This window comes from Desulfofalx alkaliphila DSM 12257, assembly GCF_000711975.1.
In the GTDB taxonomy this organism is placed as follows: Bacteria; Bacillota; Desulfotomaculia; order Desulfotomaculales; family Desulfohalotomaculaceae; genus Desulfofalx; species Desulfofalx alkaliphila.
In genome coordinates, this window is sequence record NZ_JONT01000002.1 from 60,886 (window position 1) to 76,471 (window position 15,586).

18 protein-coding genes, 5 tRNA genes and 1 riboswitch are annotated in these 15,586 nt (G+C 47.1%); of the genes, 17 read left to right on the forward strand and 6 right to left on the reverse strand.

Features of this window, described 5'->3' with window-relative positions:
* The first annotated feature begins 153 nt into the window (after window positions 1-153).
* The 3 genes from BR02_RS0102065 (at window position 154) to BR02_RS0102075 (ending at window position 412) form a co-directional block, all read left to right on the forward strand.
* A tRNA-Glu gene (locus tag BR02_RS0102065) sits at window positions 154-229 on the forward strand.
* Between the two features lie 9 nt (window positions 230-238).
* A tRNA-Tyr gene (locus BR02_RS0102070) sits at window positions 239-324 on the forward strand.
* A 13-nt stretch (window positions 325-337) separates the two neighbouring features.
* Window positions 338-412: transfer RNA gene (locus BR02_RS0102075), tRNA-Gln, on the forward strand.
* Between the two features lie 39 nt (window positions 413-451).
* On the opposite strand, the gene BR02_RS15360 is transcribed toward BR02_RS0102075, so the two are convergent.
* On the reverse strand, window positions 452-610 hold the full coding sequence (locus tag BR02_RS15360; protein ID WP_157834911.1) for a hypothetical protein: 159 nt from the start codon (window positions 608-610) through the stop codon (window positions 452-454).
* Between the two features lie 128 nt (window positions 611-738).
* Between BR02_RS15360 and BR02_RS15365 the strand changes: the two genes are divergently transcribed.
* From BR02_RS15365 to BR02_RS0102095, 3 genes are all read left to right on the forward strand, one after another.
* Window positions 739-891 (forward strand): hypothetical protein, encoded by a 153-nt coding sequence (locus tag BR02_RS15365; RefSeq protein ID WP_157834912.1) that lies wholly within the window; start codon window positions 739-741, stop codon window positions 889-891.
* 111 nt (window positions 892-1,002) lie between these two features.
* A tRNA-Leu gene (locus BR02_RS0102090) sits at window positions 1,003-1,089 on the forward strand.
* A gap of 23 nt (window positions 1,090-1,112) precedes the next feature.
* Window positions 1,113-1,198, forward strand: a tRNA-Leu gene (locus BR02_RS0102095).
* A 27-nt stretch (window positions 1,199-1,225) separates the two neighbouring features.
* Here the strand turns inward: BR02_RS0102095 and BR02_RS0102100 are convergent.
* On the reverse strand, window positions 1,226-1,711 hold the full coding sequence (locus BR02_RS0102100; RefSeq protein WP_031513737.1) for a hypothetical protein: 486 nt from the start codon (window positions 1,709-1,711) through the stop codon (window positions 1,226-1,228).
* Window positions 1,712-1,843: 132 nt separating this feature from the next.
* Here BR02_RS0102100 and BR02_RS15370 point away from each other — a divergent pair, with 132 nt between their 5' ends.
* From BR02_RS15370 to BR02_RS0102145, 9 genes are all read left to right on the forward strand, one after another.
* Window positions 1,844-2,227 (forward strand): phasin family protein, encoded by a 384-nt coding sequence (locus BR02_RS15370; RefSeq protein WP_034638688.1) that lies wholly within the window; start codon window positions 1,844-1,846, stop codon window positions 2,225-2,227.
* Window positions 2,228-2,380: 153 nt separating this feature from the next.
* Window positions 2,381-3,529 carry an alkaline phosphatase family protein gene (locus BR02_RS0102110; protein WP_031513739.1) on the forward strand — a complete coding sequence of 383 codons (1,149 nt, stop codon included), beginning with the start codon at window positions 2,381-2,383 and terminating at the stop codon, window positions 3,527-3,529.
* Between the two features lie 82 nt (window positions 3,530-3,611).
* The gene (locus BR02_RS0102115; protein ID WP_157834913.1) at window positions 3,612-4,142 is read left to right on the forward strand and encodes a 4Fe-4S dicluster domain-containing protein; all 531 of its coding nucleotides are present in this window, start codon (window positions 3,612-3,614) and stop codon (window positions 4,140-4,142) included.
* A 6-nt stretch (window positions 4,143-4,148) separates the two neighbouring features.
* Window positions 4,149-5,012: a CoB--CoM heterodisulfide reductase iron-sulfur subunit B family protein gene (locus BR02_RS0102120; RefSeq protein ID WP_031513744.1), complete on the forward strand. Its 864-nt coding sequence runs from the start codon at window positions 4,149-4,151 to the stop codon at window positions 5,010-5,012.
* Between the two features lie 20 nt (window positions 5,013-5,032).
* Entirely contained in the window at window positions 5,033-8,065 is a 3,033-nt protein-coding gene (locus BR02_RS0102125) for an FAD-dependent oxidoreductase (protein ID WP_051688076.1), read from the forward strand.
* Complete coding sequence (locus BR02_RS0102130; protein WP_031513747.1) at window positions 8,062-8,481, forward strand: hydrogenase iron-sulfur subunit; 420 nt, start codon at window positions 8,062-8,064, stop codon at window positions 8,479-8,481. The genes BR02_RS0102125 and BR02_RS0102130 overlap by 4 nt, the downstream gene beginning before the upstream one ends.
* Window positions 8,478-9,146: a methylenetetrahydrofolate reductase C-terminal domain-containing protein gene (locus tag BR02_RS0102135; RefSeq protein WP_031513749.1), complete on the forward strand. Its 669-nt coding sequence runs from the start codon at window positions 8,478-8,480 to the stop codon at window positions 9,144-9,146. The genes BR02_RS0102130 and BR02_RS0102135 overlap by 4 nt, the downstream gene beginning before the upstream one ends.
* Window positions 9,143-10,042: a methylenetetrahydrofolate reductase gene (locus BR02_RS0102140; RefSeq protein WP_031513751.1), complete on the forward strand. Its 900-nt coding sequence runs from the start codon at window positions 9,143-9,145 to the stop codon at window positions 10,040-10,042. The genes BR02_RS0102135 and BR02_RS0102140 overlap by 4 nt, the downstream gene beginning before the upstream one ends.
* A gap of 65 nt (window positions 10,043-10,107) precedes the next feature.
* Window positions 10,108-11,247 (forward strand): glycerate kinase, encoded by a 1,140-nt coding sequence (locus tag BR02_RS0102145; protein WP_031513753.1) that lies wholly within the window; start codon window positions 10,108-10,110, stop codon window positions 11,245-11,247.
* Window positions 11,248-11,311: 64 nt separating this feature from the next.
* On the opposite strand, the gene BR02_RS15375 is transcribed toward BR02_RS0102145, so the two are convergent.
* Window positions 11,312-11,464: a hypothetical protein gene (locus tag BR02_RS15375; protein WP_157834914.1), complete on the reverse strand. Its 153-nt coding sequence runs from the start codon at window positions 11,462-11,464 to the stop codon at window positions 11,312-11,314.
* A 77-nt stretch (window positions 11,465-11,541) separates the two neighbouring features.
* Window positions 11,542-11,988 (reverse strand): GNAT family protein, encoded by a 447-nt coding sequence (locus BR02_RS0102155; RefSeq protein WP_031513755.1) that lies wholly within the window; start codon window positions 11,986-11,988, stop codon window positions 11,542-11,544.
* 153 nt (window positions 11,989-12,141) lie between these two features.
* Here BR02_RS0102155 and BR02_RS0102160 point away from each other — a divergent pair, with 153 nt between their 5' ends.
* Together BR02_RS0102160 and BR02_RS0102165 are read left to right on the forward strand one after the other, a co-directional pair.
* Complete coding sequence (locus BR02_RS0102160; protein WP_031513757.1) at window positions 12,142-12,564, forward strand: hypothetical protein; 423 nt, start codon at window positions 12,142-12,144, stop codon at window positions 12,562-12,564.
* 262 nt (window positions 12,565-12,826) lie between these two features.
* A riboswitch (cyclic di-GMP riboswitch) is annotated at window positions 12,827-12,911 on the forward strand.
* Between the two features lie 199 nt (window positions 12,912-13,110).
* Window positions 13,111-13,521, forward strand: a complete 411-nt coding sequence (locus tag BR02_RS0102165; RefSeq protein ID WP_031513759.1) for a hypothetical protein — start codon at window positions 13,111-13,113, stop codon at window positions 13,519-13,521.
* A gap of 106 nt (window positions 13,522-13,627) precedes the next feature.
* Here the strand turns inward: BR02_RS0102165 and BR02_RS0102170 are convergent, their stop codons facing one another.
* The gene (locus tag BR02_RS0102170; RefSeq protein WP_238442381.1) at window positions 13,628-14,302 is read right to left on the reverse strand and encodes a response regulator; all 675 of its coding nucleotides are present in this window, start codon (window positions 14,300-14,302) and stop codon (window positions 13,628-13,630) included.
* A 21-nt stretch (window positions 14,303-14,323) separates the two neighbouring features.
* Entirely contained in the window at window positions 14,324-15,454 is a 1,131-nt protein-coding gene (locus BR02_RS0102175; RefSeq protein ID WP_031513762.1) for a sensor histidine kinase, read from the reverse strand.
* Between the last annotated feature and the right edge of the window lie 132 nt (window positions 15,455-15,586).

Here is a 15,586-nt window from a genome sequence, read left to right on the forward strand (position 1 = left end):
AAGTATTATGCTGCCCCTATTGGCTAAATACTAATGTCGGACCACTTGACCGGCTAAAAACTGAATACTGTCGTTATTTCTACACAAACTGTCTTGACAGCAAGGCATATGTTTTGTTAAAATAACAATCGTCATGGCAATCGGGTGATGCACGGCCCCTTGGTCAAGTGGTCTAAGACACCGCCCTTTCACGGCGGTAACACGGGTTCAAATCCCGTAGGGGTCACCAGTTAATATCGGAGGAGTTCCCGAGTGGCCAAAGGGATCAGACTGTAAATCTGACGTCGGACGACTTCGTAGGTTCGAATCCTACCTCCTCCACCAAAAAAATAGATATTGGGGTGTAGCCAAGCGGTAAGGCAGCGGTCTTTGGAATCGCCATGCGTAGGTTCGAATCCTGCCACCCCAGCCAAAAAAGCAGCTCTAGATTGAGCTGCTTTTTAAATTTCACCTAAGTACTGGGGCGATTAACCCCTTTAGTTTTATACAGGCGCTTATAGTAAGAAGCCTTCCCTGTATCCCAGGGATTGCGGTAACCATATTGAGCGGTTTCGGCTGCGGGTTCGCCGCTGCCGGCCTTTTTCAAGATGCCTTTAACACGTCTGGGCATAAAAACAACCTCCCTAAGTTTTGTTAACTTAGTATGCCTTAAAATATAATAAAATATAGGATAAAGATAGTTGGTAGTAATCCTCTTAATTTGATATAATTTATTAAATGTTTGGTAGGGGGATGGGAATGAAATCAAATAAACTAATTTTGATGGGCGTGGGTTGTGCGGCGATTGCCGCTTCCGTTTTATTAGATTTAGGACAAACTGCAAGTTCAATACTGATGGGGATAGGCCTAGGAACTTTAATTGTAGCCGTAATTAGGGGAGGCGGTTGCTGACAGCGGTAGTGGCACAGGCCTGGCAGGTCTGTTATAATATATATATTACCGCTATAATATTGACAACTAATAGATACTGTGTTACCATAAAACTTGTCACTTAAACATAGTGCGGTGGTGGCGGAATTGGCAGACGCGCTAGATTCAGGTTCTAGTGGGCGTACGCCCGTGGAGGTTCAAGTCCTCTTCACCGCACCAAAACTAATAAAAACTAATACCATGCGGTGGGGCGGAATTGGCAGACGCGCTAGATTCAGGTTCTAGTGGGTGTACGCCCGTGGAGGTTCAAGTCCTCTTCACCGCACCAAAAGCCCTGTGCACAAAACAGGGCTTTTTATATTTGCTGCTGGATTGATTGGATAAACTCTCTGTTTACGGTGTTCCAATGGGCCACCAGGCGATAGGTAAACTCCTCCCACAAATTGTTGCTGGGTGATATTGTTTCATAAATAACTTGAAATAAGATGGTAAGGGCCTTGTAGTAATGCTCATCCCGCACCGTTTTAGAGATATTACTATGACGGATGGTGTTAATAGACTGCATTATTTCAGATTTTGTGCCTTCATCCATGCAATTATAAATGAATTGCTGGTCAAGATAAGGTAAAATTTCTTCAAACAGTTCGGTGCTCTTACATATTAACTCCATGGTGGCATGATTAGGTAAGGCCACCAGCGGTAGAAAGCCGCCTTTACCCATACATACCAACACCAGCAGCCGGTCAAAGGTTAATTCATCCGGCAGCAGCTTTCTAATTTGCAGCAGCTGCCTGCGAAATTCTTTGGATTTTTTTAAAAGCTCATCAAGGGCTAAGTGCATACAATCACCCCCTGGAACTTCAATTCTATAAATGGATAAAATTTCCTTTGGTATATTTTGACTAGTTTTATCAAGTATGATCTTATTTTCTGGAGAAATACTGTTGTTATAGAATATCAGGAGGTGATTAAAATGGATATGTCTAGAAAAATTGCCATGGCCGGTCTGGGTGCATTGGCTGTGACTAGAGAGAAAGCAGAAAAATTAATAGATGAACTGGCTGAAAAGGGGGAAATGAACAGCGAGGAAATCAAACGTTTTTTTAATGAGCTGGTGGATAAAGGGCGCCACACCAGAAATAAATTTGCCGACAGCATGGGTTACACCCATGAAAATGACTACCACAGTTTGGAATTAAGGATTAGCCGTATTGAACATATGCTGGGTATTGAAGCTGAGCACCCTGACCGGTCCTATGATGAGGCACATTTTCATCAACCACAACGGGGTAGCAGGCGGTACGGCAGGCAAAGATACGGCAGACAACAACAGCAGCGCTATTATACTCACCAGTGAAATAATGGCCGGTGGTACTCTTGGTGGGGTGGACAGACTTGTTCACCCCATTAATGCTTTTCGGTGTCGGAAAAGTGCGGTAGAATTGTATCATATTTGGGACAACTCCCCATATGTATATTACATAATACCGGTATGGGGGGATGATCACTGGTGAATAAAAGGGTAAATTATTGTATATATATTTTTACAATATTTATGATGCTGTTGGTGGCAGTGCCTGCTTACAGCGCAGCCGCTGCCGAGGAGCTGTCCCCTGAAGGGAATAAGCTACCGGAAGCGGAAAAGAATACCGAATTGGTTTTATTAATAATTGCAGACGGCTTACAGGCCAGTGCTTTAAGCAAAACCGCTTCACCAAATATAAAAGGTTTGGGAGCCGCCGGCCTTTATGCTGAAAGTGTCACTTCGGTGTTTCCCGAAGACACGCAATCAACAATAAGCAGCATCCTCACCGCTGACAACCCGGCAAACCGGCAAAATGCCACCGGCATTCTGTCAATCTTGAAAGAAAAAAATATTAGCAGCTCACTTTTTGACGGCAGTGAACAATTTGGCCACTTAAAAGACCTATTGACCTTTGTCGGAGAGGGCCCCTATAAGGGCAGTGATAAACTGGTTGCTGACAGCGTAATTGATCAATTGAGTAAAAATGAAACCTATTTTAATCTTGTTATCTTTCCGGAATTGAGGAAGGTGCTGGAAGAGCACGGGGCAAACAGTGATGAATATTTAAAACAAGTGAGCAACACCGATAATCAGGTGGGTCGTATTTTGCACTACTTGCACACCAGGGATATATTTGATAACAGCCTAATTGTTGTTACCGGTACACTGGGCCAGCCGCCCCTGGTAATGAAAGGGCCGCAGCTAAAGGTCGGGGCTGTTATACCTCCTGTTAACATCACTGATATCAGCCCCACCCTGGCCTACCTAATGGGTTTAAAACTGACCGGCGGCAAGGGTATGGTAATGTACAACGCCATCAAACCCAGGCAAGATCGTACCGAGGCCTATTTGCTCAGCCAGAGGGTTAATGACTTAAGCCATGCCTATGCCAATGCATTAAAGGAAAAGCACAGGTTAGAAGAAGAAAAGGCCGATGTAAATTTGCAGCAGCAAAAACTCTCCCATGAAAAACAGCAAATACAGCATGAAATAGATGTGCGGGATCAAGAAATAGCCGCCTTGACCGATAAGATTAGCCATATGAAGACCGGCGGTATAATTGTGCTGGTGCTGCTGGCTGTGGGATATGTGGTGGAATACCGAATATTGCGTAAAAAGTTCTTAATGTTTTAGCCGGAGTGCGCTCCGGCTGATTATTTGTTATAATGATCGCATGTTAAATAGTTAGCTACTTATTAGGAAACGGGGGGTTATGGTGGCAGTGCATGATTTGGCAAAACAGGTGGCGGTAGATACCGGTCAACTGACATTACGTTGCTATGGGTGTGCCAGGTGTAGTGCCGGTTGTCCTGTTTCCTTTGCCACGGATTTAAAAACCCACCAGGTAATAAGATTGGTGAACCTAGGTCAATTGGACAAGCTGTTGCAGAGCAAGGCAATTTGGCTGTGTGCCTTTTGTAAAACCTGTAAGCAGCGGTGTCCCAATGACATAGACGGTTCTGAGGTGATCGATTGGCTAAAGCATAAGGCCTTGGAGAAAAAGGTGACACCGGCCCTGCCCAACATACCGATTTTATATGAGGTATTTATGGATTCGGTGGAAAAGCTGGGCCGGGTGTATGAAGCCGGCTGGATAGGTGTTTATAAAATTAAAACAAAAACATACACCAAGGATTTAAAATTGGGTTTAAAAATGATTAAAAAGCGCAAAATCAAGCTCTTGCCGGGAAGAATTAAAAATTACCGGCAGATTAAAGAGATATTCGAGCGCGCCCGAAAGGGGTAATGACGGATGAAGTACAGCTATTATCCAGGCTGCTCCCTTTGCTCCACCGCTTCGGAATACAACCTGTCTTCTGAGGCCATATGCGCTAAACTGGGCATAGCTTTAGAAGAAATAAACGATTGGAACTGCTGCGGTGCCACGGTGGCCCATGCCACCAGTGCTCATTTGTCGGTGGCCCTGCCGCTGCGCAACCTGGTACTGGCCGAGCCCCAAGGCTTGGACGTGGTGGTGCCCTGTGCAGCCTGTTATCATTGGCTGCGGGTGGCCCACCACCAGGTGGTTGAGAACACCCCCGCCGGCAGGCGGGCCAACCAAGAAATGGCTGCGGTGATGGGGCAAAAATACCGGGGCAGTTTACAGGTAAAGCACCTTTTAGAGGTACTGATGGAGCCGCAGGTGTTGGCAATGATAAAGCGGCAGTTAGAAAAACCCTTAACCGGTTTAAAGTTGGCTGCCTACTACGGTTGTTTAATGCTTAGGCCCGGCCATGTGGTGGCCTTTGACGACCCCGAGCAGCCCAGGCAGTTAGACAATATCACCACTGCCCTGGGTGCAGAGGCGGTGCGCTGGTCAGACAAGGTGGAGTGCTGCGGCGGCAGTTTTACCCTGGCCGAGTCAGGGGTGGTCAGTAAGCTCAGTGCGGATATTATTTCTGCCGCCCGTCGGGGCGGGGCAGAGGCAATAGTAACTGCCTGCCCCTTGTGTCAGGCCAATTTGGATACCAGACAGCAAGAGGGCACACCGAAAATGCCGGTGTTTTACATCACTGAGCTGATGGGGGTGGCCCTGGGCATGCCCCAGTATAAAAAGTGGTTTAAAAAACACCTTGTGGACCCGATGCCATTACTTAAGGAAAAGGGACTTGTTTAGGACAGTGTTAAGGTTATTAAGTGTTTAATTTTTTACCAGAAAGGTTGATGGCTGTGAAACAGCAAAGGGTTGGTGCGGTGTTGGTGGTTGGCGGCGGTATTGCCGGAATGCAGGCTGCCGCTGACCTTGCCGAAGGCGGCTTTCTGGTTTATTTGGCCACTGCCGATGACTCCTTGGGGGGCCGCATGGCCATGCTGGACAAAACCTTCCCCACCAATGAATGCTCCATGTGCCTGTTAGGCCCCCGCATGACCGGGAGCCTCAGCCATGCTAATATAAAGCTAATAACCCGAGCCACCCTTGCGGAACTGCAAGGTGAGCCCGGCAATTTTAATGCGGTGCTAGATCGGCAGCCCCGGTATGTGGATGAAAGCCGCTGCACCGGTTGCGGTCAATGTGCCGAGGTATGCCCGGTAAAGGTGACTGATCAATTTAATGGCGGCCTTTCCCGGCGCAAAGCCATTTATAAGCAATTTCCCCAGGCGGTGCCCAACAAGTATGCAATTGATGCGAAAAACTGTATTAACTGCAAGCGCTGCGCCAAGGAATGCGGCACCGGTGCCATAGACTACAGCCAGCAGCCGGAACAACTAACCATCCCGGTGGGGGCAGTGATATTGGCACCGGGATTTCAGTCATTTGATGCCACCGTTCTTGGTCAATACGGTTTGGGCCATTACCCCAACGTGGTAAGTAACATCCAGTTTGAGCGTATGCTGTCTTCCACCGGGCCCACCGGCGGGCAGATCAGGCGCCCATCCGATGGGGAAGTGCCGAAAAAAATAGCCTTTATCCAATGTGTTGGCTCCAGGGATTGCCGCCCTAACCAGGGGGCAGAGTATTGTTCCGGAGTTTGCTGTATGGCTTCAATAAAGGAAGCGGTAATTGCCAGAGAACATCATCCGGAAATAGAGCCCACCATATTTTACTTGGATATACGGGCCCATGGAAAAAACTTTGACCGTTATGTGGAACGGGCTAAAGAGCAAGGCATTACCCTGAACAGGGCACTGATATCGTCAGTTAAGGAAGACCCTGCTACGGCCAACTTAACCCTGCGACATTATTGCCGGGGGGAGGTGCTGGCGGAGCAATTTGATCTGGTGGTACTGGCCAGCGGTGTTCGCCCGCACCAATCGGCAAAGGAGCTGGCCCGGGCGGCGGGAATAGAATTAAACCGGTATGGGTTTGTAAAAACAGATGAAGCAAACCCCGTTCAAACCACTAGAATGGGGGTATTTGCCGCCGGTGGTTTCATCGGCCCCCGTGACATTCCGGAAACGGTGGTGAACGGTGCTGCCGCTGCAGCCTCTGCGGCCCGGTTGCTAAAGGATGCCAGGGGTACCATGGAAGAGGTGGTGGAATATCCACCGGAGCTGAATGTTATGGATGAAGAAGCCCGGGTGGGGGTCTTTGTATGCCGTTGCGGCACTAACATTGCCGGGGTGGTTGATGTTCCGGCAGTGGTGGAGTGTATCGGCAAGCTGCCGGGGGTAGAGTATGCCTGTGAGTTTACCTACAGCTGCTCACAACAGTCCCTGCAGCAAATTACAGATATTATTCGCCGCCGGCGGCTAAACAGGGTGGTGGTGGCTGCCTGCTCCGTCCGTACCCATCTGCCCTTGTTTCAACAGGCCATTAAGCAGGCGGGGCTAAACCCTTACTACTTGGAAATGGCCAATATCAGGGACCACTGCTCCTGGGTGCACCGGGAATACCCCGATGCGGCCACCCGGAAGGCCAAGGATTTAACAGCCATGGCCCTTGGTAAAGTGCGTGAGAATAAACCACTGCACCCCCAGCAGGCACCGGTTGTCCAAAGCTCACTGGTGGTTGGAGGGGGCATTGCGGGCCTCACCGCTGCCCTTTCACTTGCTGACCAGGGCTATGGTGTCTATCTGTTAGAAAGGCAGCCCCGGTTAGGGGGCATGGTGCAGCGGCTTCCTTTATATAATAAAATCCTTGAGGATAAGATAGCGGCGGTGACGGAACACCCCAACATTACTGTCTATATGGATGCTCAACTAAGGGAGTGTGCCGGCAGAATAGGCAGTTTTACATCCACCGTACAAACAGCAGGCGGTCAAGTGCAGCTGCAGCACGGCACAGTGATTATTGCCACCGGCCATGAACCTGCGGAGGTGGACCGGTATCTGTACGGCAAGGATCGGCGGGTAATTACCCGGCTGGAAATGGAAGACCGTTTAAATAAAAAAGAACTTGAAGATATAGATAAGGTGGTTTTCATTCAATGTGTCGGTTCCCGGGAGAAGGGCAGGGAGTACTGCAGCCGCACCTGCTGTAACCAAACGGTGCGCCAGGCACTGGAAATAAAAAACCTACGCCCCCATACATCGGTGTTTGTCTTGTACCGGGATATGCGCACTTACGGATTTGCCGAAGGCGATTACCTAAAGGCCCGGGAGCAGGGGGTAATATTCATTAATTATGCACCGGAACAGCCGCCCAGGGTGCAGAGCAGTGATAGCCACCTGACGGTGGATATTTATGACCCCGTGGGCCAGGTGCAGTTAACACTGGCGGCAGAACTCTTGGTGCTGGCCAACGGTGTGGAAGCTGCAAAGGATTTGCACAAGCTGGCCGGTCTGTTTAAGCTTCCATTAAACGAGGACCGTTTCTTTGTGGAAACCCATGCCAAGCTATCGCCCTTGGATGTGCCCAGGCCGGGTATATTTATTTGCGGTGGCGCCCATTCACCCCAACATGTGGCTGAAACCATAGCCCAGGCCCAAGGGGCGGCGGCCAGGGCGGCGGCGGTGCTGTCTAAGCCCCACCTCTTGGCCGGCGGTTCGGTGGCCCGGGTGATAGCAGAAAAATGTGCCGCCTGTTTAACCTGTGTAAGGGTGTGCCCCTTTAGTATCCCAATCATTGGCGCTGACAACACTGCAGAAATAAATGGGGTGCAATGTCAGGGCTGCGGCACCTGTGCCGGGGCCTGTCCCAACGGAGCCATAGTGCTGGAACATTATCATACCAACCAGTTAACAGAAAAGGTGAAGGCCATGTTTGGCTTAGGAGGTGGCAGAGCATGAGCGACTTTAAACCGAAAATCATAGCCTTTTGCTGCTACTATTGCGCCTATGCTGCCGCCGATGTGGCCGGATCGCTGCGGCTACAGTATGCGCCGGAAGTAAGACTAATAGAAATGCCCTGCTCCGGGCGAGTGGACCCGGTGATATTGCTGAAGGCCTTTGAGGAAGGGGCCGACGGCGTATATGTGGCCGGCTGTTTAGAGGGAGATTGCCACTTCTTAAAGGGCAATCTGCGGGCCAAAAAACGGGTGCAATATGTGCAAGAAAAACTTGCCGAACTGGGAATAGAGCCGGAGCGGTTGGCCATGTATAACTTGAGCGGCGCCCAGGGTAATGTCTTTGCCCGGGTGGCCGATGAATTTACCCAAAGGATAAAACAATTGGGGCCCAGCCCCATCAGGGGGTGTGGTAGATGATTATTGCGGAGCAAAAGCCGATAAGCGAAGTGGCTGCCTTTATCGACAAATTTGATAGGGTGCTCTTGGTGGGCTGTGGGGGATGTGCCAGTGTATGCCTGGCCGGGGGCGAAGCCGAGGCAGAAATGCTGGCCACCGGGCTGCGTATTTTACGCAAAAAACAAGGGGGCAGCTTAGAAACCCTTGTCACCACCGTCACCCGCCAGTGCGACCCTGAGTTTATTGAAAAACTTTCAGATACTGTGGACACTGTGGATGCAGTGATATCTTTAGGTTGCGGAGTGGGCGTACAATTTTTGGCCGAGCGCTTTACCGATAAATTGGTGCTGCCGGCCCTAAACACCGCCTTTGCCGGCGGTACCGTCAGCCCGGGCCTGTGGGAAGAGCGCTGCAGCCTGTGCGGCCAATGTATGCTGCACCTCACCGGAGGAATTTGCCCAATAAGCAGATGTGCTAAAAGCATACAAAACGGCCCCTGTGGCGGTTCGCAGTTGGGCAAGTGTGAAATTCACCCTGATACCCCCTGTGCCTGGCAGCTGATATATGATCGTTTGGTAAAACTAAACCGGCTGGACTTAATGTTAGAATACCGCCCGGCCAAGGATTGGTCCCATGAGCGTTCCGGTGGCCCCAGACGGATGGTGAGGGAGGATGCACAGCTATGAAAAGCGGAAGTAAACTAGAACAGGTACTCACCGGGGGCCGGTTTGCGGTGACTGCAGAAATAGGCCCACCCAAACATGCCAATGCTGAGGGCATTATTAAACACGGCAAGGTGCTTAAGGACTATATTCATGCTGCCAATATCACCGATAACCAAACGGCCATTGCCCGGCTATCCAGCATTGCCGCCGGTGTGCACCTGCACAACTGTGGCTTGGAACCGGTAATTCAGGTAACCTGCCGGGATAGAAATCGCCTGGCCATACAGAGTGATTTGCTGGGGGCATATAGTTTAGGTCTGCGCAACGTCTTGTGCTTATCCGGAGACCACCAAAAATTTGGCAATCATCCCCAAAGTAAAAACGTTTTTGATATTGATTCCATTCAACTGCTAGATATGGTGCGGGGCATGCGGGATGGTAAAAAGTTTCAGTGTGGGGAGGAAATTAAGCAGCATCATCCAAAATTTTTTATCGGTGCCGCTGCCAACCCCTTTGCCGACCCCTTTGAGTTTCGGGTGCTGCGACTGGAAAAGAAAATCAATGCCGGAGCCGACTTTATTCAAACCCAGTGCATCTTTGACATGGAGCGCTTTGAAAAATTTATGGCCATGGTACGCCAACGGGGACTGCACAAAAAAACCTATATCTTAGCAGGGGTTACCCCGTTAAAATCTGCCCGGGCGGCAAAATTCATGCAGCAGCGGGTGGCAGGGATGCTTGTTCCCGATGAAATAATTGAACGGATGGAAAGGGCCGAAGACCAAAGGGCTGAAGGGATAAAAATATGCGTAGAGCAAATTAAACATTTGAAAAAGATAGAGGGTGTGGCCGGAGTACACATTATGGCCATCGCCTGGGAGGAAGTCGTGCCTGAAATAGTAGAAAAAGCGCTGTAACAAAGTACCCCTGTTGAGCAATAATAACAGGGGTTTTAAACTTATCTGTTTATGGGGTGAAGCTGATGAAAATAGTAATAGCACCTGATTCTTTTAAAGAAAGTTTAACGGCATGGGAAGCTGCCGCCGCCATGGAAAGGGGTTTTCGGGAGGAGCTGCCCGCTGCCGAAATTGTAAAGGTACCGATGGCAGATGGCGGTGAAGGCACGGTGCAATCACTGGTGGATGCCACCGGTGGTAAAATTCTTAAAAAAGTAGTTACCGGCCCCTTGGGGCAACCGGTGGAAGCCTTTTACGGCATATTGGGAAGCGGCAAAACAGCGGTGATAGAAATGGCTGCAGCCTCCGGCTTGCACCTGGTACCGGCGGCAAGGCGCAACCCGCTGGTTACCACCACCTGGGGCACCGGGGAATTGATTTTGGCGGCTTTAGACGAGGGAGTAGAACACATCATCATCGGCATCGGGGGCAGTGCCACCAACGACGGCGGTGCCGGGATGGCCCAAGCCCTGGGGGTAAAGCTGTTAAACCATGGGGGAAGTGACATCGCTTATGGCGGCGGGGCACTGGCTGAACTAAGCTCCATTGATATGTCGGTTTTAGATAAGCGCCTAAAGAAGGTAAAACTGGAAGTGGCCTGTGATGTGGACAACCCCTTGGTGGGTCCCAATGGTGCTTCGGCGGTTTACGGTCCCCAAAAGGGTGCCACTGCTGACATGGTAAACACACTGGATCAAAACCTGACTAACTACGCCAATGTAATAGAAAAACAATTGGGTAAAGAGGTGAAAAACCTTCCCGGTGCCGGCGCTGCAGGGGGACTGGGGGCCGGGCTGGTGGCTTTTTTTAACGCCGAGCTTAAAAGAGGGGTGGAAATTGTTATTGCTGCCACCAACCTAGAAGAAGATGTAAAAGACGCTGCCCTGGTTGTCACCGGGGAAGGTGCCATAAACAAGCAAACAATTCAAGGCAAAGTCCCCGTGGGGGTGGCTAAGGTGGCTAAAAAATATAAGATTCCGGTAATAGCTATTGCCGGTCTGCTGGCCGAAGACAGCCCTGTGGTGCACCGGCACGGCATAGATGCTATCTTTAGTTGTATAAATACTGTTTGCAGCTTAGAAGAGGCTTTGGCCAATGCAGAAGAAAATATCTACCGCTGTGCCAAAAACGTTGCCGCGGTCTGGAAAATGGGCAAAAGCTTTTAGAATTTGTTTTTACCTATAAAAAAAGCGACAGGGGCAAGACCCTGTCGCAAGCCTGCAAGTGCTTTTAATAATCCCCACCTTTTAAATTCTTACCTATCATATAACCCATATAGCCTACACCCATAATTCCTATCAGGTGAGAAACCCAAAAACCTGTTTTAGGGTAAGCCCAGGTGGTGCCTTCCAGTGGATAATTATCTTCCTGTTTGCGGTTCAAAAACAATTTTTCAACCCCCCTTTTTAATATGTAGTTTTTGAAAGAGGGAACAAAAGTAAACATGTAATATCAAGCAATTATATTTTTTTAACCATTGGGCAGGTATCATCATCTTTGTTTACTTTTACCAGCGGTTTAAAACCTAGTTGATGCCAAAAAGGAAGAGTGTTGTGATCCCAGTCTTCCGGATCTATTGTGGCATCAACAGACATAAATTGGCAACCCAGGGATTTGAGTTCATTTTCCAGCATGTAATAAACCTTTGTTGCCAGGCCTTTATGTCTCAACTGCCGGGGAATTTGATAATAGGTAATGTTACCTTGTTTTTGAAAACGGTTATTTACTTTAATATCGAAAATTAGCAAAAAAACATCTTCGGAATAGTGATCGCTGTTTTTGCTGCTGGTGATAAAAATGCTATTGGGAAATAAAATGTGACGTGCTAAGTGCAGTTTGATATTTAGTGTTTTTTCTGCAAAATGAAGCACCTTTTTTTGTACTGACAGCGGGATGTCACATGGCACCTTAGACCCTTCTTTCTGCTAATTTACATAAATGCTTCTACTAACAACGATTATTCCCTTCTTTAATTAATACGACAAAAAAACTAGAAATGTAACAATTACCAATTAATTGGCATATTAATACAAAAATGGAATAAAGGGGGGATTAATTATATGGATAATGCCCAATGGCTGATGGAGTTTAAAAAACAATATGAAGATAATCAAGGAAAATGGAAAGGTGGCAAGCCAATGAAAGAGAAAAAGGAAAACTATGGAAAGGCACTGGAGCATTGTAGAAAGAAATTTAAAGAGTGCGCCAAGTATGGTAAAGATGCCGATAAGTGTCGGGAGTACTATAAAAAAAGATATATGTACTACAAAGGCAAGTTAGAGCAAGGCAAAGGTGGCCCTGTAAAGGATGGGCCGGTTAAGGATGGCCCGCCGAAAAAGGATGCAGCTAAGCTACCCCCGAAGAAAGAAAAGCCAAAATGCTCACCCTCTAAACCAAGTAAAAAGCGCTGTCCTAAGGCTGAACGTTGTTTGTTAAAAACTCTCATAAATTTATGTCAAAAACAACAAAAACATAGCTGCTAGCTAATTAGGGGTGCAGGGGTGGACCTTATGGTTCACCCCTGAAACGATGACCCAGGTGAACCCCTTGCCGGAGAGTAAAGGCCTTAGCAAGGAAAAATTTCATCCGCAAGGTAATTTTTGCTTGAAATAATTAAAAATAGTTGTGATTATTAAACACTTACATTATTTAGTCTTTAAGTTATTCAAGAAATAACCAAAAAGCATTTACAAATATTATAAATACATGTAAAATTATATAAACGTATTGGCAAAAATATTATTTTGAAAATCCGGGCAAAGCGATCGAAAGGTCGTGACGCAAAGCTATGGGCCTAAGGCTATAATGCTATGGTTGCCAGGTTGCTTAAATAAGGTGACGTCTCTTTTCGCAGAGAGAAGATTTGTGACGTTTATTTGGCGACCTGTTTTTTATGTAATTTAACTAGGTCGCCTTTTATTTTATCTAAACATTTTCTGGTATAAAACAAGACTAAAATTTTACCGGTGTCCAAGTTGGACTAGCGTAAGCCAAGCTATTATCATGTTTGCGTTCAGGAGGTGAAAAACATGTCTCGCTATACCAGTAAAGATATACAAAAAATTGATGAACTCATACAAAGGGAATACGGCAAAAAAACTGCCTATACAGTGGCATGCCTGGCGGGCAGCAAATACAGTGCCTACCTTGTCAGGACCAGGGCCCATAAAATGGGATTTAAGGCTTTGAAAAAGAATGTGGAGTGGTCAAGTCAAGACATAGAGTATATAACCAAGAATCATCGGAAGCATTCGATGATGCACATGGCAAATTATTTAGACGTAGAAATTGGCTCCATAAAGTCTTTGCTGCTTTCATTGGGACTGGAGGTAAAGAAGGAGGTAGCGTCCGGAAAAGAAAGACGCTCCTTAAGAATGGCACTGGGTGGGGCTGTGGATGAAATAGATTACCTCCTGGGTTCAAGGTGGGATTTCCGTTAGTCTGTCCATTGGCTGAAATACAAACCCAGCGGCACAACCGGCTAAAAAATCTTTGGTTGGGCCGCTCTTAGGTTTATGACCGGTAAAGACCGTGTGCACCTTTTATTTAATCTTCTACCAAATTATGTTTAATGGCAAAAAGTGCTGCCTGGGTGCGGTCGTTAACCCCTATTTTTTGAAAAATATTGGTGAGGTGGTTCTTCACAGTCTTTTCGCTTATATAAAGCACATTGGCAATATCTTTGTTGGCCAGGCCTTTGGCCACCTGATGCAGCACATCCAGTTCCCGGTCAGTTAAGCCGTAATGACGATGTTGTTGATCCCGCTGGTTTGCCAGGCGGTTAAACTCTTGAAATACCTTGGTTGTGAGGGAAGGGGGAATAAAGGATTGCCCGGCTGCTACACCCCGAATGGTCTTAACTAAGTCGTCGGGGCTGACATCCTTTAACACATAGCCTGAAATACCACAGCGAATTAACTCAAACAAATATTCCTCTTGATCGTGTATGGTCAGCGCTATAATGCCTATATGGGGTTTTTCTTTTTTAATTACTCTGGTGGCCTCAATGCCATTTACATTGGGCATGTTTATATCCATTAAAATAATATCCACATCGATGTTCCGGGCCAGCTCAATGGCCTGGGCACCGTCTGCCGCTTCTCCTACCATTTTGAGATCCGGTTCCATAGAAATTATTTTTGCCAGCCCTTCTCTCATCAATATGTGGTCATCTGCTATTATAAACTTAATTACTTTCTTGTTCTTAGCCATCACATCCATTAATATCCTCCTCCCGGGCTCTTATATGGGTACAAACAAACTTATCTCTGTGCCCTGACCAGGGGCAGACTTAATATTTAACTTACCCTTTAACAATTGAATGCGCTCTCGCATACCGACCAAACCAAAGGCTTCATCTCTTTTTTCAGCCAGTATTCTTTCTTTATCAAAACCTTTGCCGTCATCCCTAATTAAAAGGCTGACTTTCTTAGACAAAAATTCTATTTTAATTACCGCTGTTTTAGCACCGGAGTGTTTTTTAATATTGGTTAATGACTCTTGTATTACCCTGAAAAGGGCCACTTCCAGCCAATTGTCTAACCGCCTTTCCCGGCCGAATACTGCCAATTCCACATATATACCATACTGTTCATTATACTGCTCTATGTATCTTTTTAAGGCAGGTATAAGTCCTAAATCGTCCAGGACCATGGGACGAAGATCAAAAATAATCTTTCTTACATCTTGTAAGTTGTTGCGTACCAAGTCTATTAAACTACATAATTCATGCTGCACCTGGGAGGGGTTTTGCTCCAGTAACTTAAGGCAAAACTCTGCCCGCATTACAATGTTGGCCATGCTTTGGGCCGGACCGTCGTGGATTTCCCGGGCTACCCGTTTGCGCTCTTCCTCTTGGGCTCTAATAATAGATAAGCCCAGTTCCTGTATTTGCTGGATGTCACCTATTTTTGCGCTTAGGTCTTCTAGGTCGTTTGTTAAAAACTTTAAGGCAACACCGATGTTAGAAATCAATTCCTCGGTACGAAGTACGGCCCTTTCTAACATTTTTAACTGCTGTTCTAAATTATCCCGCTGCTGGCGCAATAATATTTCTTTCTCACGCTGGGCATAGAGCTCGTCTTTTACCCTGTCTGCCCTTTCATAGCATTCCCTAAGCTTATCTTCGCCATAAAGATGAAAGTTTTGACTTACTTCAGCCAGCTTGTATCTGGCCTTTTCAAATTTTTTTTGTAGTTCATCCACCTTAATAATAATTTCGGTGGTTTCCTCTTGCACCTTTAACAACTCTATCTTAACCCGGTGGTAATCTTTACGGGCGTCTTCACCGATTTGATATATCTGTTCTTTACTGTTTTCCACTGCCCTAATGGCCTTTTTTATTACCTCGTCCAGTTGCTTAAGATCTAACATATTTTGTTCACCCTTATTTTTGCATAATACAGCCGGCGACTAACTAAGTATTCTATCGTTTTCTACAAAGTCCTGCCGTTATACCGTTTGCATACTTGTTAATAAAGTTAATTTATTAAAGATTAAAAAAAC